Genomic DNA, 23,080 nt, shown 5'->3' with positions numbered 1-23,080 from the left:
ATGAAAGGAGATAGTACCATGTATGTTTATTTCATGAAAAATCAAAAGCCTTTGAATGAAGAATTAATTAAGGAACACGTAGCGCATTTAAAAAGTCTGAAAAGCCAGGGGAAACTCGTGCTTTGCGGACCGTTTAGCGATTATCCGGGTGGGATGGTTGTATACCTGGCTGAGAATCTGGAAGAAGCCACAAGCATTGCAAAGGCAGACCCTTTTATTTCATCGGGATGTAAAACATTTGAAATCAGGACATTGGAAGTGGCCAATGAAGAAAATAATTATTTGTTATAAGTTTAATAAAAGATGATAATAGAAGGGCAGACAGTGTTTAAACTGTCTGCCTTATCTTGTCAGGTCTATATAAAATCAACCAGGAATTTTCTGCGGTTCGGGAGACGAAGGGTGCGTAAGGCCCGGGCCTCGATCTGCCTGATTCGCTCTCTTGTAACACCAATATGATCTCCTACCTCTTCCAGAGTATGGGGCATATGTCCGTTGAGACCAAATCTCATATTTACCACGACCTGCTCTCTCGGTTTTAGAGATTGTAATTGCTTATTGATTTCTTCTCTTAACATAATATCAGATACACTTTCTTCCGGAGATAATATGGTTTTATCCTCAATAAAATCACCTAAAAAACTTGCGTTATCATCGCCAATGGGGGTATCCAGTGATATAACTGATGCAGAATCCACCATAATCCTCTCTATTTTATCAACCGAAAGTCCTGTGATATCGGATATATCCTTGGTTGTAAAGGATTCCTGTTCCTGATTAAGCCGGCGCAGGAGTTGATTGATCATGTTAACATCTTCTTTGTAATGCACCGGCAGTCGTATGGTTCTGTCCTGTTCTGCGATTCCCCGGGTGACAGCCTGACGAATCCACCATGTGGCGTAGGTGGAAAAACGGTATCCCAGTTTATAATCATAACGCTCCACAGCTTTCATAAGGCCGATATTGCCCTCCTGAATGAGGTCAAGCAGGGTTAGGGATTGAACATATGCTTCATGCTTTTTTGCAATACTGACTACAAGCCTTAGATTCGAACAAATAAGAGTTTCTTTCGCCTTTTGATCGCCCTGTGCGCAGAGCCTGGCAAGATCATATTCTTCTTCCCTGGTCAGTAAAGGCGCTTCCCCTGCCTGTAATAAATACAATTTAATGGAATCGTCTATATTTGAATCAAGTTGTTTTTCTAAAACTGCTGTATCTACATTCTGCTGTTCTGTTTCCGACATCTGATCCTCCCTGTATCTATGAAATCTCCCGTACGTATTCAATTCCCTCTAATGTATATATTTTTTCCAGTACATCAGAATGATTGAACTTTTGGGAAGTGCCAACTGTAAAAATAAGTGTTCCGAATTCTTCCTCTAACGTTTTTACTTTTCCCCGCTGCATATCATACAGAACAAAGTGGTTTTCACATGCAAAATCGGATAGCTTCCGCAGAGAAAATTGAGAATTATGTTCCAGATAAACCTCCATGCTTTTTGCGTGCTGTTTGATATAGATATCTACTTTTTTTAATACAATCAATGCGAAGATCGAAAAGAACATACCGATAACAGCGCCGGAGTAAAAGCCCGTTCCAATGGCAATTCCAAGTCCAGCCGCCAGCCACAGTCCGGCAGCAGTGGTAAGACCCCGAATTTCATCATTTCTGGTGACAATGATGGTACCGGCACCCAGGAAGCCGATTCCGCTCACGACCTGTGCGGCTAACCGGGTCGGGTCGGTTCCAGGATTAGTAACTGCGATATATTGATTGGTAAGCATGACCATTGTGGAACCGATACACACCAGTACATAAGTCATAAAACCGGCGGGACGGTTTCGCAGCCCCCGCTCTGTTCCCAATATACCACCGACGATCAGCGACATTCCCAGTCTCACTATAATGGAGAAAATATTTATTTCCTGCAGATAAGAGGAACACTGATTCATATATGGCACCTTTTACACCTCTTTTTTTAAATAAAACACAGAGCCTCTCATGTCTTATTGCAAATTGACAATCAAGGCTCTTAATAGAAGCACCCTTATTTTATGTATCCGTTATTGGGCTGCCTGCTCTGCATCCTTTGCAGCAGCATATTTCTTTTCAGAAATTCTAATAATAATGCTGTCTTTTTCCACCTGAAGCTCAATGCGGTCACTTAAGAATTCAGGAATATCAGCCACTGTTATGATCGTACCAATTGGCTTACCCTCTAAATCTACAGTAACAGTATCAATCATGTCTTCTGGTAAAGAAGCATATGGGATTTCCATCAGCATCTTATCTAAGACTCCGGTAACAAATTCGGCATTTTCTAATATAACGTGTGCCAGGCTGTTCACCTTTGTCTTTGGATCAAGAGCCTGGAAGTTAATGTGCTCGATCTTACTATCTGTAAAGCATCTGCTGCTGTCCTTAATCTGAGTTACGATTGTCTGGTCTTCTAATTTAAGCTGAATTTTACTTCCAAGCCTCTGCTTACGAAGCAGTTTTTCTGCAGTTTTTTCCTCCATTTGAATTGAGATGGAGTTGGGAAGACTGCCTCCAAAGATGCAGCAAGGCACAATGCCTTTTCTCCGCAATTGTTTTGCTTTTAATTGTTCATTACGTTTTTCCACTGTAATAGTATCCATTGTGATCCTCCTCGTAAAATTTTTTGAATACATTGGGCCGCTATTGAAAAAGAAGGGCTTTTAATGGTTCCAAAATCCTATGAAACCAACAAAAGCCCTTCTCTGATAGACGGTTCTTTTATATTCAATTAACATAAGTATACCATAGACAGCGAAAAAAAGCAAATCCATTAATTGTAATTTCAGCTGTTTGTGAGAAAATATTTTCTGATTATATAAAAAAACAGTTATTTTCCCGTTGACACCGAAAAAAATTGTGCTAAAATTAGGATAACAAACACAGACAAAAGCGTTGACGAGGAGGAGTACATGCGATTCCGGATGAACAGAGAGAAGATGGCTGGTGAAAATCTTCGTGATGGAAGCATGGAAGTAGCCTTTGAGCTTTGGATTGAACGGATTTCATCTCAGTAGACTCCAACGGAGATTCCCACCGTTATCAGGGGAAGCAATATCAGAAGAAGATTTTGATCTTCCCGTATTGTATTGAGAGCAGAAAATTATTTCTGAATTTAGGTGGTACCGCGGACACGTTAATTCGCCCTAAGCATAGCTTGGGGCGTATTTTTTTGTCTGTTTTGTAGTAAACATAACTGGAGGTATCCATCATGGATAAGAAGTATGATTTTCAAAAATCAGAGAAGCAGTTAACAAATTTCTGGGAAGAAAACGAAATTTACAAGTATGGACAGGGAAAGGAACGGCCGGTTTATTCCATTGACACGCCGCCTCCCACGGTCAGCGGAACCCTTCATATCGGTCATGTGTTTTCCTATACACAGGCTGAAATAATAGCCAGGTTTAAACGCATGCAGGGGTATGATGTATTCTATCCCCTGGGATTTGATGACAACGGTCTTCCAACGGAGCGGCTGGTGGAACGGGATAAGAAGATCCGGGCGGGACAGCTGCCAAGGAGCCAGTTTCGGAATATTTGTGTGGAGACTATTGAAAAATATGAAACCGATTTTAGGGGGTTGTTTCAAAAACTGGGATTCAGTGTAGACTGGGATTTAAGCTATCAGACAGTGTCTTCGCTGTCTCAGAAAATATCACAGAGATCATTTCTTAATCTGGTAAAGATGAAAAAGGCCTATAGGAAAGAGTCACCTGTTTTGTGGTGCACCCAGTGCCAGACTTCCATTGCACAGGCAGAGCTTGAAACCCTGGAATTGGAATCCAGCTTTCACTATCTGAATTTTAAAACTTCTTTGGGAGATTTACGGATCGCAACCACAAGACCGGAACTGCTGTATGGCTGCGTATGCGTTTTTGTTCATCCCCAGGATGAAAGATATCACAAATTCATTGGGAAAATGGCCAGAGTTCCTCTGTATGATTTTGAAATACCCATTATGGCAGATGAAATGGTATCCATGGAAAAAGGAACGGGCGCTGTTATGTGTGCAACCTTTGGTGATTCTACAGATGTTTCCTGGTACCAGACCCATCATCTTCCTTATAAGAAAATAATTCTGCCGGACGGAACCATAAACGGGGAAGTCCCTTATATCGGGGGAATGGAAGTCACCCTGGCCAGGCGGACCATGGTGGAAGAATTAAAAAGCAGGGATCTGCTTGTGAAGCAGGAGGCAGTTTCTCATAGTGTGGCTGTTCATGAGCGGTGCGGCCAGGCAGTGGAAATCATTCCTTCCAACCAGTGGTATATTGATGTATTGACGGAAAAGGACAGATTTCTAAAGGCAGCGGATGAAATCAGCTGGCATCCGGCTCATATGAAAAAGCGATATCAGATATGGGTGGAGAATTTAAAATGGGACTGGTGCATTTCCAGACAAAGGTATTTCGGAGTTCCATTTCCGGTCTGGTATTGTAAGGAGTGCAAAGAACCTGTTTTTGCGGAAGAAGACCAGCTTCCTGTAAATCCACTGGAAGAAATGCCAGGAAAGGCATGCAGCTGCGGATGCACACAGTTTTTCCCGGAGGAAGCTGTTTTTGATACCTGGGCAACGTCTTCCGTAACCCCTTTCATCAATGCCGGATATGGTGAGGATTATGACAGAAGCAAAGAGATTATGCCCATGGGAATGAGAAACCAGGCTCATGAAATCATTCGTACCTGGGCGTTTTATACCATTGTAAAAAGTCTCTACCACACTGGTGAAATTCCCTGGAAGGACATTATGATCAGCGGGTTTGTACTGGCAAAATCAGGGGAGAAGATCAGTAAATCAAAAAACAATGCATCTAATTCACCTCTTGCACTTATTGAAACCTATTCTGCGGATGCAATCCGGTACTGGGCAGCCAGCAACAAACTGGGTACAGATACATTTTTCAGTGAAGATGAAATGAAGGGTTCCAGGAGATTTTTGACGAAGCTCTATAATGCGGCGAAGTTTGCAACTATGCAGCTGAATGATTATGAACAGAAGGAAGAATTTGATCCTGAAACCCTGCTACCCATTGACCGGTGGATGCTGGAACGGGTAAATGAAACCACCAGTGTTGTAAAAGATCTTTTAGACGAATTTGAAATTGGTCAGGCAAGGCATGAAATTGATGATCTGTTCTGGCGGGATTTCTGTGATTACTATATCGAAATCGTAAAGGAACGTCTTTATCAGCCGGAAAAGCATGGCGTAGAAGAACGATATTCGGGACAATATGGGCTGTATTACAGTCTGCTTGGTATATTGAAGCTATATGCAGTTTATACCCCGTTCATAACTGAGTATATTTATCAGGGTTTTTATCGGCGTCATGAAGAAATGTTGTCCATCCACCAGACGCTTTGGCAATGGAAAGAAGCCAATCAGACTTATCTGGAATTTGGGGAAGAGGTGAAGGAGCTGATCGGAACGGTTCGGAAGGAAAAGACGGAAAAGCAGCTGTCCATGAAAGATGAGATTCCTGAACTGATTATTACCAGCCCCAAAAGATTCTGGGAATTTTTTAAAGCTACAAAGCTGGATATACAGGCTTGTACCGGTGCAAAGAAGGTTATAATAAGGAGCTGAATGATTCAGAAAAAAGGTTGAGGTTGCGTGAGTCCCCCATCCGCGATATTCTTATGAAAAGGGGATTGAAACGTTGACAGGAGAGGTTAATATGGAACGGATGGAGGATTTTTTCGCAGCACGGGTTGATGAATATGAAGAGCACATGCTTTCTGGGGTAGAAGGATGTGAACAGGCTTATGCGCTGATCCCATCGCTGCTTTCTGTATCATGCAGAGATTTACTGGATCTGGGATGTGGAACAGGTCTGGAGCTAAAACAGGTTTTTAAAAGGTTGCCGGATATTTCGGTTACAGGCATTGATTTAACCAGGGAAATGCTTGATCAATTAAAACACAATTTTCCAGACAGGAAATTGCATTTAATATGCGGAAATTATTTTGATGTTGATCTGAAAAGGAATACATTTGACTGTGCCATTTCATTTCAGACAATGCATCATTTTAAGCATGAAGCAAAGATCGGGTTATATCAGAAAATTTTTGAAGCCCTAAAAGGTGACGGACGTTACATTGAATGCGACTACATGGTAGAAGATCAGGAAGAGGAAGATCTTCATTTTGCTGAGAATAAAAGGCTGAGAGATGAGCTGGGCATTCCAGAAGAGGAGTTTTACCATTATGATACACCATGTACTGTCACAAATCAGATTGCCATGTTAAAAAAAGGCGGATTTGAGAGGGTAGAAATGGTATTCCGTATTGGTAATACCACCATTCTTGCAGCCTATAAACAAGTGGTTCCTGATAACGATTGACATATATTATAATATGGGGTAATATCAGATTATTATAAAGAAAAGAGAGGTAAGTGTATGTTACGTGTGTCAGTATTGGAGATCGCAACTAACTAAATAGTTGAAAAGGAAAGACGAAGATGATTTACGTGATTAGTCTGCCCTTTTTCGGCTGCCATGCCGATAAATCTGCCTTACTGAATGCTTGACTTTTGCATTGCAAAAGCGCATACCTTCCAAATATATGTCTGTTCCAGAATGACATTTTGAAAGCATAACGGTAAAGTTATGCTTTTTTTTGTCTTTTTACCCAATCTGTCTGGATACAGGTCTTATTTGAGATCGCTAAAGCATTATGCCTGTGGGGCAGATGAACCGGCGGTCATTTTTATTGATTGAAGGGGAAAACACATGGAGATTATTAAAACGGCTGGGTTAACCAAAAATTTTAAAAGATTTAAGAAACAGGCAGGTATGATAGGAAGTATTAAGGGGCTGATCAGACGGGAATATGAAGTGAAACAGGCGGTTGGCAATCTGGATCTTACCATCCGGGAAGGGGAATTTGTAGGCCTGATCGGACCCAATGGAGCGGGGAAGACAACGCTTGTGAAGATGCTCACCGGTATTATTGCACCCACTAGTGGTTCTGTAAGTGTACTGGGGTATTATCCCAATGATCTGGAGCATGAATTTAAACAGCAGTATGCAGTCGTTATGGGCCAGAAGAGTCAGCTGTTCTTTGAACTGACCGTGGAAGATACGCTTCGCCTGTTTAAAGAAATCTATGGATTACCGGAGGGGGAGTATGAGAGTTCCAGAGATTATTTTGTGAAACTGTTTCAGGTTCAGGATCTGATGCATGTTCAGGTGAGGACGCTGTCTCTTGGAGAGAGGATGAAGATGGAGCTCATTGCTGCACTGCTTCACAATCCAAAGATTATATTCTTAGATGAACCCACCATTGGGCTGGATGCAGTTGCGTCGAAACAGATCCGGGGATTTCTGGCAGAGATTAATGAAAGAAGGGGAACCACCATTATCCTCACTTCCCACTACATGGAGGACATAAAAGCTTTGTGCAAACGGTCAATTGTCATCAATCATGGCTGCAAGATCTATGATGGTGACACTGAAAAGCTGTTTGAACGGTTTCAGAAGTTTAAAAAAATAACCTTTACCTTTTCGGAACCGACGCTGCTGCCCAATCTGGAGTTTGACGCCAGGATTCTGGAACAGACACCTTATAAAAAGGTGATTATGGTGCCGAAAGAAAATGCGGCAGGATTGCTGAGAGAACTAATGAATCTGCTTCCCACTGATATAACGGTTGAAGAAGAGGAGATTGGAACCATAGTAGAGCGAATCTATCAGGAGGGGGGAGATGGGCTTGCGTAAATATCTGGAGATACTCAAAATTTTTATTAAGACCCAGCTTGCCTGGCGGGGAGATTCGGTCATTCAGATTTTATTTTCACTAACAAAAATTCTGTTTGCCTCTTTGCTGTGGGGAACCATATTTGCAGGCAGAGATAAGGTGGCGGGGTTTACCTTAAGCAGCATGATGTCCTACTATATTATCAGCTCTTTCCTTACCCAGCTGGATATGTCTTCTAAAGTAAGCATGGAGATCAGCCAGAGAATCAGGAATGGAACCTTTTCAAAATATATGGTACTGCCGGTAAATATTCAGGGGTATTTTGTTGCCATGGAAATGGGGATTGTGCTATTTCATCTTATTATTTACTTTATTACGTCTGTTCTCTGGATTATTGTATTCCGGATCAGATTTGTTTTTGCACCAGATCCGGAGATTGTGGCAGGGATAGGTATTTTAATTTTACTAGGGCTGTTTTTCATGGCTCAGCTTAATTATTATCTGGGGCTGCTTACTTTAAAATATGAGGAAATCGGAACCTTTCTTATGATAAAAGATAATCTGGTGGCGTTTGTCACAGGCAGTATTATTCCACTTACGCTGCTGCCGGAGCGTTTCCTCTGGATTATGAAAGCATTTCCTTTTTACTATGTGACATATCTGCCCTCCATGCTGTTGATCGGGCGGCTTAATGGAGAACTGGGAATGGGACTTCTGGTTCTTTTGTGCTGGTGTGTGATACTTCAGGCAGTCATTCATGTTACATGGCAAAATTACAGGATTAAATATGACGGGGTGGGAATATGATGGGCAGAATAAAAAGAAATTTACGGATAGTAAGAGTTTTAATTAATTTGCGCCTTCAGAATTTAATGATGTTCCGGCTGGGATTTTTTGGCCCATTCTTTGTGGACAGCTGCGTTTTTCTCGTCCAGCTGTGTGTGTTTGAGGTGATTTATTCCAATGTGAACCGGATCGGCACATGGGGGAAGGGGCAGATGATTCTTTATATCGGAACATTTTCCATGATTAATGCCATTAATATGGTAATCTATTTTTTCGGGATTAACAGCATTCCGGATAAGATTAAAAATGGAGATATGGATTTGTATCTGACAAAACCGGGAAGTCCGCTGCTTCGGCTGACGTTTGAACGAATCAATCCCGGGTCTGTTCCACTGTTGTTTTTGAGTGGAGTGATTATTACCTACGGAATTAAAGCGGGGGGAATTAAGATCACCCCCATCCTGGTACTGGGTTATGTATTCTGGGTGGCTATTATGACTGTATTGTATTATCTGGTTGAAGTACTGATCCGGTCTTTTACGTTTTTTATATTGACCAGTGGAAATACAATAATTCTGGAGGAAGCAGGGCTCACCTTATGTATGCAGCTGCCTGGAATTGTGTTCTACGGAGTCTACAAAGTGATTTTTTATGTGATTCTGCCTTATGGGATCATGGCGACCATACCGGTTCAGTTTCTCACAGGGGAGCTGACGTTTGCCGGGGCTGTGTGGGGAATCCTGGTTGCAGCAGGCTTTACCCTATTGACGGCTTTTGTGTGGAAGCAGGGAATAAGACATTATAATAGTGCAAGTTCATAAAAGGAGAAAAGTTAGATGAGAGATGGTTACGAGTTAAGAAAAGGATATCAGGAGGACGAAAGGGCAAGAAATAGTTTTAACCGGCTGGCTGGGCAGATATTTGGTCTGGATTTCGAAAACTGGTATCAGAACGGTTACTGGAAGAATAATTATATCCCTTATTCCATTCTTAAGGAAGATGAGGTCCTGGCAAATGTTTCGGTAAGTCCTATGGTGTTTCGGGAAAATGGAGTACAGCGGCGATACATTCAGCTGGGGACGGTTATGACCAGCAAAGCCTGCCGCAATCAAGGGCTGATCAGGCAACTGATGGAAGAGATCCAGCGTGATTACGAAGGAAAGACGGAAGGCTGGTTTTTATTTGCCAATGAAAGTGTACTGGATTTTTATCCGAAATTTGGTTTTAAGAGGTCAGATGAATTTGAATATGCAAAGAACGTGACCATTGATCAGGAGGCAACTGCTGTTAAGATACAGATTGGAGAAAATGATGAGCTTTTCAGGCTTAAGCGGGGTATGAAAGAAAGTTGCCCTCTGAGCAGCCTGTGGTTGGAAAGCCATGAAGAGCTTACCATGTTTTATGCACTGGACTATATGAGTAAAAATATTTATTTTATTCCGGATCAGGAGGCATATGTATTTGCTGTTCTTAAGAAAGGCCAGCTGCATCTGCAGCAGGCTTTTGCCCCGGGAAAGGTGGATTTAGACCGGATTGCAGCAGCCTTTGGCAGAGAGGTAAAGAGTCTGGTTCTGGGATTTTCGCCAATTGATAAACAGGGTTTTACCTGCTCGAAGATAAAAGACAGCGATACGGTACTGCATGTAAAGGGATCAGCGTTAGACATAATTGAAGGGGATTTCTTACGGATTCCTGAGCTGGCTCATACGTAACTATTTATAAATAAACGATTTGTTATAATTACTAACCGGCTGCCATGAAAGAAATTGACGGTTTTACTGACTGGTGTTACAATTTCAGAATATAAGGAATGAAACTAGCAGGAGAAACCTATGGCAGCCGAACCAAATGAAACCGCCCAAGTGAATGAGATACAAAAGGAATATACCAGGATTGATAAAGACTGGCTCAGCCTTCATTATAAGATATCCATCGGAATGGTCCTGTTTGCTCTGGCAGTAGAATGCATTATGGGTCTCATACTGGTGAATTCAGACATGCTTAATACGACGGTTCCCAGATTTGTTTTTAAATTCATACTGGTACCAAGTGGCGTGAATGGATTGTGTGCAGTGATAGACCATATGGTGGTAAAATCAGAAAAAATTTCTCAGACCGCTAAGATTTATATTGTATCCATAATTAACACAGTCATCTGCTTTTCCCTGTTTACGGCCCACAGTGCATTCACTGTTACGTATTATGTGTTTGTAACAGCGATAATTTTAACCACAGTCTATGCAAGTTATCTGGTTACACTTTGTACATCTGTCAGTGGACTGGCGTTACTGGTGATATCTGAGCTGTTTATTACCTGGGATGTGGACAAACCCACAATTTTTCAAAGTACGCTCAGATTGGGAAATTTTCTCATTGCGTTGTTTATTATGTTTTCCGTATCAATGATCTGTATGGTGGTGATTCACTATGAGAAGCGGAAAAACCGGGCCAGTATCCGCATTGAAGAAGAACGGGTCATTTTGACAAAGCGGCTGAAGATGGACGAGCTGACGGGAATTTATAACCGGAAAGCACTCCATGATGCCATGAGAGATTTAGAAGACTGCAATCCCCAGGATAATTATATATTCGGAATTACGGATATTGATAAATTTAAAAACATCAATGACAGCTGGGGGCATCAGACCGGTGATAAATGCCTGATCGCTTTTGCGCAGCTGTTAAAAAACAGCTGTATAAAGGCAAATGTTTACCGATATGGCGGGGATGAATTCTGTATAATCTTTCACCATACTGATATAAATGAAGCATATGAGGTGGCGGTTTTAATTCAGGATCAGTTAAAGAAAGTGGAATTTACGGAGTACCCGGAATTACAGATGACAGCTAGTTTTGGACTGGCACAATATGGGAGCGGTATGAATGCTGCCCGATTGTTTATGAGTGCTGATCAGGCATTATATCAGGCTAAAATAACAAGGGATGCCATACGGATACATGAAAAAGAAATATAGTCAGAGAGAAAGAAGGGAGGTAATTGGCATGTTTGATTTTTTAAAAAAGGAAAACACAAAACATCACAAACCAAAGTTTGGACTTAAGGAATTGCTTCATTATGTAGGACCGGGGCTTTTAGTTACGGTCGGATTTATCGATCCGGGAAACTGGGCTTCCAATATCGCGGCAGGGTCAGATTATGGATACACGCTGCTTTGGATGGTCACTCTTTCAACCATTATGCTGATTATACTCCAGCACAATGTGGCACACCTTGGAATTGTAACAGGAGACTGTCTGGCAGAGGCAGCCCATAAGCATTTAAAACCCTGGCTTTCAAAGATTGTTTTATCAACCGCAGTTCTGGCGGCCGTTTCGACCGCTATGGCGGAAATTCTTGGAGCAGCCATAGCGCTTAATCTGCTGTTTCGGATTCCGGTAAAGCTGGCCTCTGTACTCATACTGGCTTTGATTTTATGGATGCTGTTTACCAATTCCTATCAGAAGCTGGAAAAATGGATCATTGGCTTTGTATCCATCATTGGTTTGTCATTTATTTATGAGCTTAGTATGGTAAATGTAGACTGGAATCAGGCAGTAAGGGGCTGGACTACCATAGAGTTTCCCAAAGGTTCCATGCTGATTATCATGTCGGTGCTGGGGGCAGTGGTTATGCCTCATAATTTATTTCTCCATTCGGAAATTATTCAGAGCAGACAATGGAATTTAGAGGATGAGTCCATTCAGAAGCTTCAACTGAAATATGAATTTGCTGATACATTACTATCTATGATAATTGGTTGGGCAATCAACAGCGCGATGATTATACTGGCAGCCACCACATTTTTCACCAAAGGCGAGCATGTCTCAGAGCTGGGGCAGGCTGCACAGATGTTAAAACCACTGGTGGGACGGGGAGCAAGTATTATTTTTGCTGTTGCGCTGCTGTTTTCCGGAATCGCATCTACTACCACAGCAGGTATGGCAGGGGGGTCCATATTTGCGGGAATGTTCGGGGAACCTTATGATCCCGATGACCCCCATACCAGGTTTGGAGTAACGTGGATTTTAGTAATTGCTGCATTTATAATCTTCCTTATCCGTGATCCATTTAAGGGGCTGGTATACAGCCAGATGCTTTTAAGTGTGCAGCTTCCGATTACCGTATTTTTGCAGATTTATCTTACGTCCTCAGAGAGAGTTATGGGTAAATATAAAAATGGACTTCGGGATAAGATTTTTCTCATTGCCATTGGTGTGATCTTAACGATTTTAAATATAATGCTTTTCATTGCTGCAGGAAAGGGCTAATTTATGAAAAACCCATTAAGCTATCAGGTGACAGAATTTGATTGCGGACCCACTACATTACTGAATGCCATGAGTTTTCTTTTCCGCAGAGAGGAAATACCGCCTGATATCATCAAGCATATCATGTTATTTTGTCTGGATTCTTACAATACAAAAGGGGAATTCGGCAAAAATGGAACCTCCCAGATGGCGATGATGTTTATGAGCAACTGGTTTAACCAGTTTGGAAAAGTAAAGAAGTTTCCCGTACAAAGTGAATACTTAACCGGGAGCGATGTGTATCTGGGAGAAAACAGTAAAATAGTTTACGGACTTCAGCAGGGGGGTGCGGTGGTCGCCAGAGTGATGTATGGCTGCTGGCACTATGTGCTGATAACGGGTTCCGATCAGGATTATGTTTATCTGTTTGATCCCTATTACAGGAAAAAACCTTTTAAGCAGAAAAACCTGGAGCTGATTACCGATATGCCATGCCTCAGAAACCGGAAGGTTCCCTGGGAATTGATGAATGGTACGGGGAAAGAACCTTATGCACTTGGCCCCGTGGAAACAAGGGAGGCGACCATCCTGTTTAACAGGGAAACCCAGAGAAAGCCGGCAGATACTATAGAGTATTTTATTTAGCAGAAATGAATCAGGGCAGCAGGTGCTGTCCTGATTTTTTGGTTTTCCCTTATTGATAAATATGATATGATAAAGCTATATTTGGATTACTTTTCCAGTGAAAGAAATCAGTCAGGAGGAATTGCGATGAATTTCCCAGGTACGGTTGTTTTAGAAACAGAAAGGTTGGTTATACGTCCGTTTTGTGAAGCGGATGCCCATGATATGTTTTATAACTGGGCAAACAGCAGTCATGTCACCAGATATTTAACATGGCCGGTTTATAAGTCAGTAACGGACTCAGAGGAGACGCTTAACGCATGGGTGAAGGATTATGAAAATCCTAAGAATTTCAACTGGTGTATTGAATGGAAGGAGAACCATCAGGCCATTGGCAGTATTGGGGTGGTACATATGAATGAAGAGATTGAAGAGGCAGAAATCGGATACTGCATTGGCGAAGCGCATTGGAAAAAAGGTATTATGACGGAAGCTTTAAAGGCGGTGATGGGATTTCTGTTTGTAGAAGTTGGCTTCAATCGGGTATGTGCAAGACATGATACCAATAATCCTAATTCCGGCAGAGTTATGAAAGCAGCGGGAATGCTGTATGAGGGAACCATGCGCCAGGCGGGTAAGAATAATATGGGAATCTGTGATCTTACGTTATATGCAATCACAAAAGACTTATATTTCAAACATTTGTCGTGATTAGGAGTTTACTGGAATAGTAAGAAAGAAAAAAGGAATGATAATAGATTATGTGATACAGAACATAAAGCATACATGCGGGAGGTAATTTATGCAGACATTTAAAGAACTTTACGAGCGTACAGTAAGTGAGGCACTGTCAGGAAATTTTGATCCGGCGGAAACAGAAAACGGCAATACTTATGATCCCTATCATCTGGACTGCCTGCTGAATCCCGAAAAGCATCCAATTGTAATTCGTACAGGTGACTGTGATTGTGGAGAAGGGGAACAAAAGGAATGTGTCAAAAGATGTCCGTTTGGAGCAATTAAGGCTGAGAAAGATGGAATAGTGGTAGAACCGGAATTATGTCTGGGCTGCGAAAAATGTATTGACGGCTGTGTCAGAGAAAAGCTGGCAGCCAGTACCGATATCATTCCCGCCCTCAAAGCAGTAAGGAGCGCAGAGGGGCCTGTTTATGCCATGATAGCTCCGGCATTTTTAGGACAGTTTTCCAGTGATGTTACCCCGGGAAAGCTTAGAAGCGCATTAAAAGAAGTGGGATTTGACGGAATGCTGGAAGTTGCCTTATTTGCGGATATCCTGACGTTAAAAGAAGCGTTGGAATTTGATAAAAACATTAAGGGCAGCGGAGATTATCAGCTGACCAGCTGCTGCTGTCCCATGTGGATTGGTATGATCCGCAAGGTATATCATCAGCTGGTTCCACACGTACCTGGTTCCGTGTCTCCCATGGTCGCCTGTGCCAAAGTGGTAAAGACACTTCATCCAGATGCACTGACTGTATTTATTGGTCCCTGTCTTGCAAAAAAGGCTGAAGCAAGGGAAAAGGATTTAGCCGGTGCAGTGGATTATGTTCTTACGTTCCAGGAAGTAAAAAATATTTTTGACGCTTTGGAAATTGATCCCGCAGTGATGGAAGAAAGTGAAAAGGATCATTCCTCCAAAGCTGGCCGCATCTATGCAAGAAAGGGCGGAGTAAGCGAAGCAGTGGAAAATACCGTGAAGGCGATCAGCCCTCAGAAGGAAATTCAGATCCGTACAAAGCAGGCAGATGGAGTTCCTGGCTGCAAAAAGATGATTCAGGATATTATGGACGGAAAGATTGATGCCAACTTTTATGAAGGAATGGGCTGTGTGGGCGGCTGCGTAGGCGGACCAAGATCGATTCTGGGGAAAGAGGAAGGAACTGAGCTGGTTAATGAATATGGAGAAAAAGCAACCTATCAGCATCCGGCTGAAAATCCCTACGTGATTGAGCTGCTACACCGTTTAAATCTTGATACCATCGAAAGCCTTTTAGAGGAGACGGATTTATTTAGCCGTAACATAACGTGATATGGGAAAATAATGACAAGATTATAGATTCCCATGTGCATATGGGCTTCTATGGTTCTTATGAGATCAAATTAGAAGAACTTTTAAAAGATATGGATCGATTCGGTGTGGATCAGGCGGTGATCTCTGATATCAGTCTCAATTCCCTTGATGAACAGGGAATTGAGAGATTTCCGGATAAGGATACCATCGCTCTAAACAGCTGTGCCCTTAAGCGCATAAACGCATATGGAGACAGGTTTTTGCTGCTTTTCTGGGTTCGTCCTCTATTTGACCGGAACAAAGAACAGCTGTCCCGTTTTCTGCTGGAAAATAAAGAGCGTATCGGAGGACTAAAGGTTCACCCCAAAACTGCAGGCGTCCCTTTTTCTTCTGCTGCTTACAAGCCATATTTAGAGCTCTGCAGAAGGCATAACATACCGTTTTGTATTCATACCCAGAGAGATGGATACAGCAATATAGAGTATGTGTATGAAGCAGCCGCTGATAATCCTGATGTCACATTTGTGGCTGTTCATATGGATTTAGGCGGTGACAGGGAAAGCGCCAGTGAATTAATCGCAAGCTGTCCAAACCTTTATGGGGATACTACTTTAGTTTCCAAAGAAGAGATGATAAAAGCCATTAAAAAATGCGGACCGGAAAAAATTCTGTTTGGAACAGACGCGTCGGTGTTTGGCAGGGACAGCTATAAACGCTATGAAGGCTTTTATGATACAGTTCTTAAAATCTTCGGCAGGGATGGGGCAGAGAGGGTATTTTATAAAAATGCCAGGAAGTTATTCTGGAAGGAGACTTATGAATAGCGGTTTAATTTATCCAAGAAAACATGATAAAGAAACGGTATACTTAAAGAATGTAGTAAAAGATCCGGCAATTACAGTTGGGGATTATACCATTTATAATGATTATGTAAATGATCCTGTGAATTTTGAAAAAAATAATGTGCTTTATCATTATCCGGTTAACAATGAGCGTTTGATTATTGGTAAGTACTGTTCGATTGCGTGCGGAGCGAAGTTTATATTTACTTCCGCCAATCACACCCAGAGATCCCTGTCGTCTTATCCTTTTGGAATCTTTTTTGATGAGTGGGATCTTCCAGTGGAGCGTATTGCGGATACATGGGACAACAAAGGTGATATTGTAATCGGAAACGATGTCTGGATTGGTTATGAAGCGGTTATTATGCAGGGAGTACATATTGGTGATGGGGCAGTGATCGGCACCAGAGCGGTTGTAACAAAGGATGTGAAACCTTATTCAATTGTAGGCGGAGTTCCTGCAAAAACAATTCGTCCCCGCTTTGAACAGCCAGTAATTGACGCACTTCTTTCTTTAAGGTGGTGGGACTGGCCCGAAGAAAAAGTAAAACGGAATGTGAAAGCAATTACTTCTGGTAATGTGAGAAAGTTGCTGGAGGAAAATAAGTAATAATTTCAGGAGGGCAGTACGAAGGTCTGCCCTCCTGCCTGTGCAGACACTATTTCAGGCAATATCTCTTACCATATCATCTGGTCTCGTTGTCAAGTTTTCTTATCAGGAGGTAACAAATGATAAAAGTGCTTTTTTGCGATTTGTTTTTTACACTGATTGTCCCACATCATCAAAGTCCAATGGAATGTGATGTGTTAAACCTTAGTCCATCAGAATGGGAGCATTATTCAGAAGAGGCAGCCCTTTATAAGAAACGGGCTCTGGGGGAGGTCAATACAGAACATAAAATTATTGAGAATATAGTGGAAACACTCCCGTTTTCTGTAACAAAAGAGCAGGAAGAATTGCTTTTGGATAGACGGGAGAAGCGGATGAGGAGGGCCCTGGGCAATGTGGATGAGGAGATACTGAAAACGTTAAAAGCCATTAGAGATCTGGGTATTAAAACATGTCTGATCAGTAATGCAGATATAATTGACTGTAAATATTGGAAAGATTCACCACTATATGAATTGTTTGATTTATCTATATTTTCATGTAATGTAAAAATGTTAAAGCCGGACATTGGGATATACCAATATGCCATGGAACAAATGGGTACTACGCCGGAAATGAGCGTATTTGCAGGCGATGGCGGTTCAGATGAGTTGCAGGGGGCAAAAAAGGCTGGAATGAAAACGGTTTTTTCTGAATATTTAGATGTAAAACCGAAGGTGGATAGAATAAAGATTTTAGAATATGCGGATTATCATATTAATAAATTCTCTGGTCTGATTGATTGTCTACAGTTTGGGGATGAAGTTTGAGGAGGGGTTGAATGATGAGAACCGAAAAAGAAATGTATGATCTGATTCTTGGTACAGCTCAGGCTGATGACAGAATCAGAGGAGTTTACATGGGCGGGTCCAGAACTAATCCAAATGCAGTGCGGGATCTGTTTCAGGATTATGATGTAGTTTACATTGTAAAAGAGACGGAGTCTTTTATCAAAGACAGGCCATGGATCGACCGGTTTGGAGAGCGGATTTTTATGCAGTATCCAGATGAAAACCCGGCTTATCCCCATAAGAAGGACGAGAACTATGGGTGGTTAATGCAGTTTTCGGACGGAAACAGGCTGGATCTTACTGTGGCGACCAGGGATTATGCATTAAAAGATATCTATGCCGACCAGCTCTGCAAAATTCTATTGGACAAAGATAACATTCTACCTGTAATCCCGGAATCATCGGACCAAAGCCATTGGGTAAAAAAGCCCTCTCAAACAGAATTTTTATGTACCTGTAATGAATTCTGGTGGTGTCTTGATAACGTAGCCAAGGGATTGTGGAGGAACGAAATCCCATATGTGCAGGATATGCTCAATCATTACATACGGCCTCAGCTGGTGACACTGTTATCCTGGAAGATCGGAATTGTGACCAGTTTTTCATGTAGTATTGGAAAAGCCGGTAAGGATATGTACCGGTGGCTGTCAGAGGGAGAATGGGAGAGGTTTTTAAAGACATATGCGGATGCGGAGGCAGAACATATCTGGGGAGCAGTAGAAATAATGTGTGACCTGTTTCATGAGACGGCAGGATTTGTATCAGGTGAGCTAGGCTTTTTCTATGACATGACGGAAGCGTCTAACTGTATGGGATATTTGAACCATGTCAGAGAACTTCCTCCGGATGCAAAACAGGTGTATTGATCGAATCGTATCACAAGCATTACGTGTGATAAAGGAAAATCCATGGATTTCTGTAAACACACAGTAGAAATCCATGGATTATAATTGATTAATTATCCTTTGAATGCCGTTCACCAATCTGGAAGTCATCTGCATGTTCAAACATATATTGAACTGTGAGCGGCTCCTGACCGGTCAGATTCTTAAAATCGTCCGTAAATATATCCATTTTACCCAGGCGAATGGCCTGAGCAAATGTCACCATACCTTCTGAAGAAAACGGTGCTTCAGAATCTTCCTTAAATTTTCCGTCGGTGGTTCGTGGTACTCCCATCGAGTCAAAAATGGCATAATTTTCTTCGTCCGTTAATTCCTCATAAGTTACATGGTTTCCAGTAGTCTGATTTCCATATTCAATAAATTCAGAAATGGTCATTAATTGAGGTCCATTGATATTTAGAATGGATTCATGATAATGTTCAGATACAAGAGAATAAGCAATTGCTTTGGCGCAGTCTTTACGGGAAATATAAGCCATTTTTCCGCTTCCCTGGCTGTTTTTTAATACGCCATCCATTTTGGCAAAGGTAAAATAGTTGGTAATCATGGCCTCTGCATATTGGGAATTGCGGAGGAATATATAATCCAGTCCGTTCTGCCTGATGTAATCCTCTGTGAAGGCATGATCGATTTTTTCAACACTGGGGTTTGATTCATCGGCCGCATTGACGAGAGAAGTATAGATGATCTGTCTGACGTTGGCTTTCTTAGCGGCATCGATTGCATTCTTGTGAGCATTCTGACGCTTTTTTCCCACAAAAGGCATGGAAATTAAAGCAATTTTGTCTGCATTGGCAAAAGCTTCGCCAAGTCCTTCCCTGTCGTTGAAGTTCGTTATATGAGTTTCAACACCCTGTTCCGCAAATTCTTTTAAGGATTCCTGGTTATAACCGCAAAAAATCAGCTTGTCCTTGTCAACTAACTCCAATAGATAGTTAGCCGCCTGCTTACCTAAATTACCATCGGCTCCAGTTAATAATAATTTACCCATGATTAATTTTCCTCCTTCTGTCTGTTTCTATTTTTATAATATGTTAAAAAATAAACGAAGTCCAATGAATTAATTATATGGGTCATTTAAAAAACTAATTCTGTATATGCTTAAGAAAATGTTTTAAAGCAATATTTTTATTATTTTTTAAATAAGCAATCTCGATACGGAATGTATGATTTGTATCATCTAAAGGGATCATTCGGATATCATTTTCTAAATAAGCAGGATTATAATTGTCCGGAAAAAATCCGATCAGGTTTTCTGTGACAATGTAAAACAGCTCAGTTTCAATATCATCTGCGAACCGGACTATTTGGGGGTGATATCCATCTAAGGCTGCATGCTGTATCATTAGTTCATAGGAACTTCCAATGGATTCGGGATTCAGCATAATCAGTGGATATTGATACAATTCGTCTTTGGAAATTATTTTATGGTGAAACAAAGGGTGGCTGCGGCTGACAACCGCACAATATTGCCCTCTATAAAGCGGATAAGTGAGAATGTCAGGCTTATCTTTAAACTCCGAATCAAATGCGATAGCAATATCATACAATCCTTTTAGCAGATATTCTGATACATCCTTTAGCAGCACTTTATCCAATTCTAATTTTATATTAGGATTCTTTTCTTTAAAAGAAGGCATTAAGCGAAGCATGCTCTGAATATCCGTTGCTGCAGCGTATTCTACGCGGATTGTCAGATCATGATTCATTTTATAATTAATCAATATGGTTTTCATATGATTGTATTGCTTCCAAAGGGTGATGGCCTCATCATAAAATAGCCATCCGGCCTGGGTAGGTTCAATAGGAATTTTTTTCCTGTCTATTAATTGAATATCGGTTTCCTCTTCCAGTGATGCAATCTGTAGACTGATCGTAGTCTGTGATACAAAGTTTTTCTTTGCAGTTTCTGTAAAGTTCCTGCATTCTACCAAGTCAATAAAATATTTTATTTTATCAAAATTCATGTTAACCTCTCTGATTACTTTCTATCCCTGCATTTCATGATATTATTATAGACCGATTGCAGGCACTCTACAAGAAAGTGTTTGCCTTTCCCCTTTTAAAAGTGCTAAAATAACAGGGGATATGTACAAAGGAACTGAAACAAGTGACAGGAAAGGATCAACGTATGGCGACAGGCAAAATGAATCAGCTGGTAGTGATGGTCAATTTATGCAGCAGTGTAGTGGAAGGAATCGAGCATCTGATTACTTCTCAGGGAAATGACCGGCTGAAAGAGGATGCTGTTTCCGGACTCCTCACGCTGGAGGAAAACTTAAAGGGACTTCAGGCGGACAAGTCTGTGATCCATGAGACAAGATGGCTGGCAGAAGTCATAAAAAACTGGCTGTTTGTTTATGACGGGGAATTCCGGGATCGTTTGTACCGCTGGTATTTTAAGGCTTTAAAAGAACTGAGAAATTTGATGTTTGCAGAGATTGAGATCTGTCCCGTCTGTGCAGGAAAAGGGACGGTGCATTACGGAGCATCCCTTTATATGGAAGGCGATGAAGAGGGGAAAGAGCTGTTAAGTCCGATCCGTATCTTTATGAAGTGCGAAGAGTGCGGAAATTACTATCTGGCAAAAGAAGAACCATGGATTGTAAAAAGGAAAAAGAGAGCAGTACATTCTCAGGCAAAATGTAAAAGAATACTGGCAGATATAGAAGGGCTGGCCACCGGCAATTCCATGTTGTTTATCGGAATTGAAAACAGTCAATTATATAAAGAGGCAGTCTGTGCTGGTTATGAGATAGAGATTCTTTATGAAACTGAGGACATCAGCCCTGTAAAAAAGGGGAGCTATTCAGTGGTTATCATCGAGCATCTCACGGACAAGCGGGACATGAATGCCATTCTCGATAAAGCGACAGAAAGCCTGGCAGATGGTGGAATTCTCTGGTTTGATGGACCTGATCTGGATAAATCCATGGATCTTCTGCAAAAGAAGGGGAATACTCTCTGGCGGCAGGCTGCATCGGAGGTTTATTTGACCAAAGAGGGAACGAAGAATCTGTTAAGGCTGTTTGGGCTGACTGTTGAGTCCAGTAAGAGTGTAGGCACCACTTTGAGGCGTATTGAGATCATTGCAAAAAAAGCATAAAGAAAGAAGGCATGAAAATGGGTCATCTGACAGCCCGTGATGCGTACTTAAATTTAAGTGACCGCATTAACTGGTTTACACAAGGGGCGCCTGAGTCGGAGACGCTTTATAAAATTCTTCAGGTTTTGTATTCGGAGAAAGAAGCAAAATGGGTGGCATTGCTGCCGGTACGGCCGTTTACGGTGAAAAAGGCAGCTAAAATCTGGGAGACTACGGAACTGAAAGCGGAACGGCTATTAAACCATCTCTGTGAAAAAGCCCTCCTGGTGGATTCTTATCATAATGGAATCCGGAAGTTTGTTATGCCGCCTCCCATGGCTGGTTTTATTGAATTTGCCCTGATGAGGACAAGAGGAGATATTGACCAGAAATACTTAAGCGAGCTTTACTATCAATACATGAATGTAGAAGAGGACTTTATAAAGGACTTATTTTTTGCTACAGAAACAAAACTGGGAAGAGTCTATGTACAGGAACCTGTGCTGATGACGGATAAAACCAACCACATTCTGGATTATGAGAGGGCTTCCCACATCGTTAAAGAGGCGGATTACATCGGACTGGGGCTGTGCTACTGCCGTCATAAGATGTCCCATGCCGGTCATCCCTGTGAAATCAATGCTCCCTGGGATGTATGCCTGACCTTTGACAATGTTGCCCGTTCTCTGGCAGAGCATGGAGATTATACAAAGCTGATTTCCAAAGAGGAAGCCATGGATGCACTGGAACGGTCCTATGCCAGCAATCTGGTACAGATCGGAGAAAATGTGCGGGAGCACCCGGCATTCATCTGCAACTGCTGTGGCTGCTGTTGTGAAGCACTTCAGGCAGCCAGAAAATTCAGTCCCATGCAGCCCGTTGCGACTACCAATTACATTCCCCATATATCCGGGGAAACCTGTGTGGGATGCGGCAAATGTGAGAAGGTATGTCCCATTCTGGCAATCTCCATGGAAACCAATGAACATGGAAAGAGAAAAGCTGTAGTGGATGAGGAAATCTGCCTTGGCTGCGGTGTATGCGCCAGAAACTGCAGTGTAAAAGCGATTAAACTGGAGAAAAGGGCAAAACAGATTATCACGCCGGTGAACAGCACCCATCGCTTTGTACTCCAGGCCATTGAAAAGGGAACTCTGCAGAATCTGATATTTGATAATCAGGCATTTGCCAGCCACCGTGCCATGGCAGCGCTTTTTGGAACAATCTTAAAGCTGCCTCCGCTAAAGCAGGCATTGGCAAGCAAACAGCTGAAATCTATTTATTTGGACAGGCTTTTGTCCCTCTATAAAAATAAACCGGTGGAGGAAAGCCCAAAAGGGGGTAAAAGCCTTTCTTAACCAGCAGGAAGAAAGGGGAAGTGGA

General features: G+C 41.9%; 23 protein-coding genes and 1 other annotated feature. Of the genes, 18 read left to right on the top strand and 5 right to left on the bottom strand.

Annotated elements, in window-relative coordinates:
- Window positions 1–18: 18 nt before the first annotated feature.
- Window positions 19–291 (top strand): YciI family protein, encoded by a 273-nt coding sequence (locus ABS301_RS22265; protein WP_349674295.1) that lies wholly within the window; start codon window positions 19–21, stop codon window positions 289–291.
- A 65-nt stretch (window positions 292–356) separates the two neighbouring features.
- On the opposite strand, the gene ABS301_RS22260 is transcribed toward ABS301_RS22265, so the two are convergent.
- The 3 genes from ABS301_RS22260 to ABS301_RS22250 all read right to left on the bottom strand — a co-directional run bounded on the left by ABS301_RS22260 (window position 357) and on the right by ABS301_RS22250 (window position 2,640).
- Window positions 357–1,244 carry a sigma-70 family RNA polymerase sigma factor gene (locus tag ABS301_RS22260; RefSeq protein ID WP_349674294.1) on the bottom strand — a complete coding sequence of 296 codons (888 nt, stop codon included), beginning with the start codon at window positions 1,242–1,244 and terminating at the stop codon, window positions 357–359.
- A 16-nt stretch (window positions 1,245–1,260) separates the two neighbouring features.
- A complete protein-coding gene (locus tag ABS301_RS22255) occupies window positions 1,261–1,953 on the bottom strand; it encodes an MgtC/SapB family protein (RefSeq protein WP_349669392.1) in 693 nt (230 codons plus the stop codon).
- Window positions 1,954–2,064: 111 nt separating this feature from the next.
- The gene (locus tag ABS301_RS22250) at window positions 2,065–2,640 is read right to left on the bottom strand and encodes a 50S ribosomal protein L25/general stress protein Ctc (RefSeq protein ID WP_349674293.1); all 576 of its coding nucleotides are present in this window, start codon (window positions 2,638–2,640) and stop codon (window positions 2,065–2,067) included.
- 283 nt (window positions 2,641–2,923) lie between these two features.
- Window positions 2,924–3,189: a binding site (T-box leader), on the top strand.
- 59 nt (window positions 3,190–3,248) lie between these two features.
- Between ABS301_RS22250 and ABS301_RS22245 the strand changes: the two genes are divergently transcribed.
- From ABS301_RS22245 to ABS301_RS22175, 15 genes are all read left to right on the top strand, one after another.
- On the top strand, window positions 3,249–5,621 hold the full coding sequence (locus tag ABS301_RS22245) for a valine--tRNA ligase (protein ID WP_349674292.1): 2,373 nt from the start codon (window positions 3,249–3,251) through the stop codon (window positions 5,619–5,621).
- 91 nt (window positions 5,622–5,712) lie between these two features.
- Window positions 5,713–6,378 (top strand): class I SAM-dependent methyltransferase, encoded by a 666-nt coding sequence (locus ABS301_RS22240; RefSeq protein WP_349674291.1) that lies wholly within the window; start codon window positions 5,713–5,715, stop codon window positions 6,376–6,378.
- Window positions 6,379–6,768: 390 nt separating this feature from the next.
- A complete protein-coding gene (locus tag ABS301_RS22235; RefSeq protein ID WP_349674290.1) occupies window positions 6,769–7,755 on the top strand; it encodes an ABC transporter ATP-binding protein in 987 nt (328 codons plus the stop codon).
- Complete coding sequence (locus tag ABS301_RS22230; protein ID WP_349674289.1) at window positions 7,742–8,542, top strand: ABC transporter permease; 801 nt, start codon at window positions 7,742–7,744, stop codon at window positions 8,540–8,542. The genes ABS301_RS22235 and ABS301_RS22230 overlap by 14 nt, the downstream gene beginning before the upstream one ends.
- On the top strand, window positions 8,539–9,342 hold the full coding sequence (locus ABS301_RS22225) for an ABC transporter permease (protein WP_349674288.1): 804 nt from the start codon (window positions 8,539–8,541) through the stop codon (window positions 9,340–9,342). The genes ABS301_RS22230 and ABS301_RS22225 overlap by 4 nt, the downstream gene beginning before the upstream one ends.
- A 15-nt stretch (window positions 9,343–9,357) precedes the next feature.
- A complete protein-coding gene (locus tag ABS301_RS22220) occupies window positions 9,358–10,233 on the top strand; it encodes a GNAT family N-acetyltransferase (RefSeq protein ID WP_349674287.1) in 876 nt (291 codons plus the stop codon).
- Between the two features lie 120 nt (window positions 10,234–10,353).
- Window positions 10,354–11,496, top strand: coding sequence for a GGDEF domain-containing protein (locus tag ABS301_RS22215; RefSeq protein WP_349674286.1), 1,143 nt, complete (start codon window positions 10,354–10,356; stop codon window positions 11,494–11,496).
- A 28-nt stretch (window positions 11,497–11,524) separates the two neighbouring features.
- Window positions 11,525–12,790 (top strand): Nramp family divalent metal transporter, encoded by a 1,266-nt coding sequence (locus ABS301_RS22210; protein WP_349674285.1) that lies wholly within the window; start codon window positions 11,525–11,527, stop codon window positions 12,788–12,790.
- Between the two features lie 3 nt (window positions 12,791–12,793).
- Window positions 12,794–13,414, top strand: coding sequence for a C39 family peptidase (locus ABS301_RS22205; protein WP_170820936.1), 621 nt, complete (start codon window positions 12,794–12,796; stop codon window positions 13,412–13,414).
- 126 nt (window positions 13,415–13,540) lie between these two features.
- Window positions 13,541–14,104 carry a GNAT family N-acetyltransferase gene (locus ABS301_RS22200; RefSeq protein ID WP_349674284.1) on the top strand — a complete coding sequence of 188 codons (564 nt, stop codon included), beginning with the start codon at window positions 13,541–13,543 and terminating at the stop codon, window positions 14,102–14,104.
- A gap of 91 nt (window positions 14,105–14,195) precedes the next feature.
- Window positions 14,196–15,443 (top strand): [Fe-Fe] hydrogenase large subunit C-terminal domain-containing protein, encoded by a 1,248-nt coding sequence (locus ABS301_RS22195; protein WP_349674283.1) that lies wholly within the window; start codon window positions 14,196–14,198, stop codon window positions 15,441–15,443.
- On the top strand, window positions 15,440–16,249 hold the full coding sequence (locus ABS301_RS22190; RefSeq protein ID WP_349674282.1) for an amidohydrolase family protein: 810 nt from the start codon (window positions 15,440–15,442) through the stop codon (window positions 16,247–16,249). The genes ABS301_RS22195 and ABS301_RS22190 overlap by 4 nt, the downstream gene beginning before the upstream one ends.
- Window positions 16,242–16,877, top strand: a complete 636-nt coding sequence (locus ABS301_RS22185) for a CatB-related O-acetyltransferase (RefSeq protein WP_349674281.1) — start codon at window positions 16,242–16,244, stop codon at window positions 16,875–16,877. The genes ABS301_RS22190 and ABS301_RS22185 overlap by 8 nt, the downstream gene beginning before the upstream one ends.
- Window positions 16,878–16,996: 119 nt before the next feature.
- Entirely contained in the window at window positions 16,997–17,686 is a 690-nt protein-coding gene (locus tag ABS301_RS22180; protein WP_349674280.1) for an HAD family hydrolase, read from the top strand.
- A gap of 11 nt (window positions 17,687–17,697) precedes the next feature.
- Window positions 17,698–18,573: an aminoglycoside 6-adenylyltransferase gene (locus ABS301_RS22175; protein WP_349674279.1), complete on the top strand. Its 876-nt coding sequence runs from the start codon at window positions 17,698–17,700 to the stop codon at window positions 18,571–18,573.
- An 88-nt stretch (window positions 18,574–18,661) separates the two neighbouring features.
- Here ABS301_RS22175 and ABS301_RS22170 read toward each other — a convergent pair whose 3' ends face one another.
- On the bottom strand, window positions 18,662–19,603 hold the full coding sequence (locus tag ABS301_RS22170; RefSeq protein ID WP_349674278.1) for an NAD(P)H-binding protein: 942 nt from the start codon (window positions 19,601–19,603) through the stop codon (window positions 18,662–18,664).
- A 94-nt stretch (window positions 19,604–19,697) separates the two neighbouring features.
- Complete coding sequence (locus ABS301_RS22165) at window positions 19,698–20,579, bottom strand: LysR family transcriptional regulator (protein WP_349674277.1); 882 nt, start codon at window positions 20,577–20,579, stop codon at window positions 19,698–19,700.
- Between the two features lie 164 nt (window positions 20,580–20,743).
- On the opposite strand from ABS301_RS22165, the gene ABS301_RS22160 reads away from it, so the two are divergent.
- Window positions 20,744–21,718, top strand: coding sequence for a hypothetical protein (locus ABS301_RS22160; RefSeq protein ID WP_349674276.1), 975 nt, complete (start codon window positions 20,744–20,746; stop codon window positions 21,716–21,718).
- A 17-nt stretch (window positions 21,719–21,735) separates the two neighbouring features.
- Window positions 21,736–23,055: a 4Fe-4S dicluster domain-containing protein gene (locus ABS301_RS22155; protein ID WP_349674275.1), complete on the top strand. Its 1,320-nt coding sequence runs from the start codon at window positions 21,736–21,738 to the stop codon at window positions 23,053–23,055.
- Window positions 23,056–23,080: the final 25 nt, after the last annotated feature.

It is taken from the genome of Lacrimispora sp. (assembly GCF_031982545.1).
Lineage (GTDB): Bacteria > Bacillota > Clostridia > Lachnospirales > Lachnospiraceae > Lacrimispora.
This window is presented reverse-complemented; position numbering and strand designations above follow the sequence as displayed.

Excerpts from the sequence above, each read along its gene's own strand:
- ABS301_RS22265 (WP_349674295.1), top strand. The coding sequence starts at position 19 with ATGTATGTTTATTTCATGAAAAATCAAAAGCCTTTGAATGAAGAATTA.
- ABS301_RS22260 (WP_349674294.1), bottom strand. The coding sequence starts at position 1,244 with ATGTCGGAAACAGAACAGCAGAATGTAGATACAGCAGTTTTAGAAAAA.
- ABS301_RS22255 (WP_349669392.1), bottom strand. The coding sequence starts at position 1,953 with ATGAATCAGTGTTCCTCTTATCTGCAGGAAATAAATATTTTCTCCATT.
- ABS301_RS22250 (WP_349674293.1), bottom strand. The coding sequence starts at position 2,640 with ATGGATACTATTACAGTGGAAAAACGTAATGAACAATTAAAAGCAAAA.
- ABS301_RS22245 (WP_349674292.1), top strand. The coding sequence starts at position 3,249 with ATGGATAAGAAGTATGATTTTCAAAAATCAGAGAAGCAGTTAACAAAT.
- ABS301_RS22240 (WP_349674291.1), top strand. The coding sequence starts at position 5,713 with ATGGAACGGATGGAGGATTTTTTCGCAGCACGGGTTGATGAATATGAA.
- ABS301_RS22235 (WP_349674290.1), top strand. The coding sequence starts at position 6,769 with ATGGAGATTATTAAAACGGCTGGGTTAACCAAAAATTTTAAAAGATTT.
- ABS301_RS22230 (WP_349674289.1), top strand. The coding sequence starts at position 7,742 with ATGGGCTTGCGTAAATATCTGGAGATACTCAAAATTTTTATTAAGACC.
- ABS301_RS22225 (WP_349674288.1), top strand. The coding sequence starts at position 8,539 with ATGATGGGCAGAATAAAAAGAAATTTACGGATAGTAAGAGTTTTAATT.
- ABS301_RS22220 (WP_349674287.1), top strand. The coding sequence starts at position 9,358 with ATGAGAGATGGTTACGAGTTAAGAAAAGGATATCAGGAGGACGAAAGG.
- ABS301_RS22215 (WP_349674286.1), top strand. The coding sequence starts at position 10,354 with ATGGCAGCCGAACCAAATGAAACCGCCCAAGTGAATGAGATACAAAAG.
- ABS301_RS22210 (WP_349674285.1), top strand. The coding sequence starts at position 11,525 with ATGTTTGATTTTTTAAAAAAGGAAAACACAAAACATCACAAACCAAAG.
- ABS301_RS22205 (WP_170820936.1), top strand. The coding sequence starts at position 12,794 with ATGAAAAACCCATTAAGCTATCAGGTGACAGAATTTGATTGCGGACCC.
- ABS301_RS22200 (WP_349674284.1), top strand. The coding sequence starts at position 13,541 with ATGAATTTCCCAGGTACGGTTGTTTTAGAAACAGAAAGGTTGGTTATA.
- ABS301_RS22195 (WP_349674283.1), top strand. The coding sequence starts at position 14,196 with ATGCAGACATTTAAAGAACTTTACGAGCGTACAGTAAGTGAGGCACTG.
- ABS301_RS22185 (WP_349674281.1), top strand. The coding sequence starts at position 16,242 with ATGAATAGCGGTTTAATTTATCCAAGAAAACATGATAAAGAAACGGTA.
- ABS301_RS22180 (WP_349674280.1), top strand. The coding sequence starts at position 16,997 with ATGATAAAAGTGCTTTTTTGCGATTTGTTTTTTACACTGATTGTCCCA.
- ABS301_RS22175 (WP_349674279.1), top strand. The coding sequence starts at position 17,698 with ATGATGAGAACCGAAAAAGAAATGTATGATCTGATTCTTGGTACAGCT.
- ABS301_RS22170 (WP_349674278.1), bottom strand. The coding sequence starts at position 19,603 with ATGGGTAAATTATTATTAACTGGAGCCGATGGTAATTTAGGTAAGCAG.
- ABS301_RS22165 (WP_349674277.1), bottom strand. The coding sequence starts at position 20,579 with ATGAATTTTGATAAAATAAAATATTTTATTGACTTGGTAGAATGCAGG.
- ABS301_RS22160 (WP_349674276.1), top strand. The coding sequence starts at position 20,744 with ATGGCGACAGGCAAAATGAATCAGCTGGTAGTGATGGTCAATTTATGC.
- ABS301_RS22155 (WP_349674275.1), top strand. The coding sequence starts at position 21,736 with ATGGGTCATCTGACAGCCCGTGATGCGTACTTAAATTTAAGTGACCGC.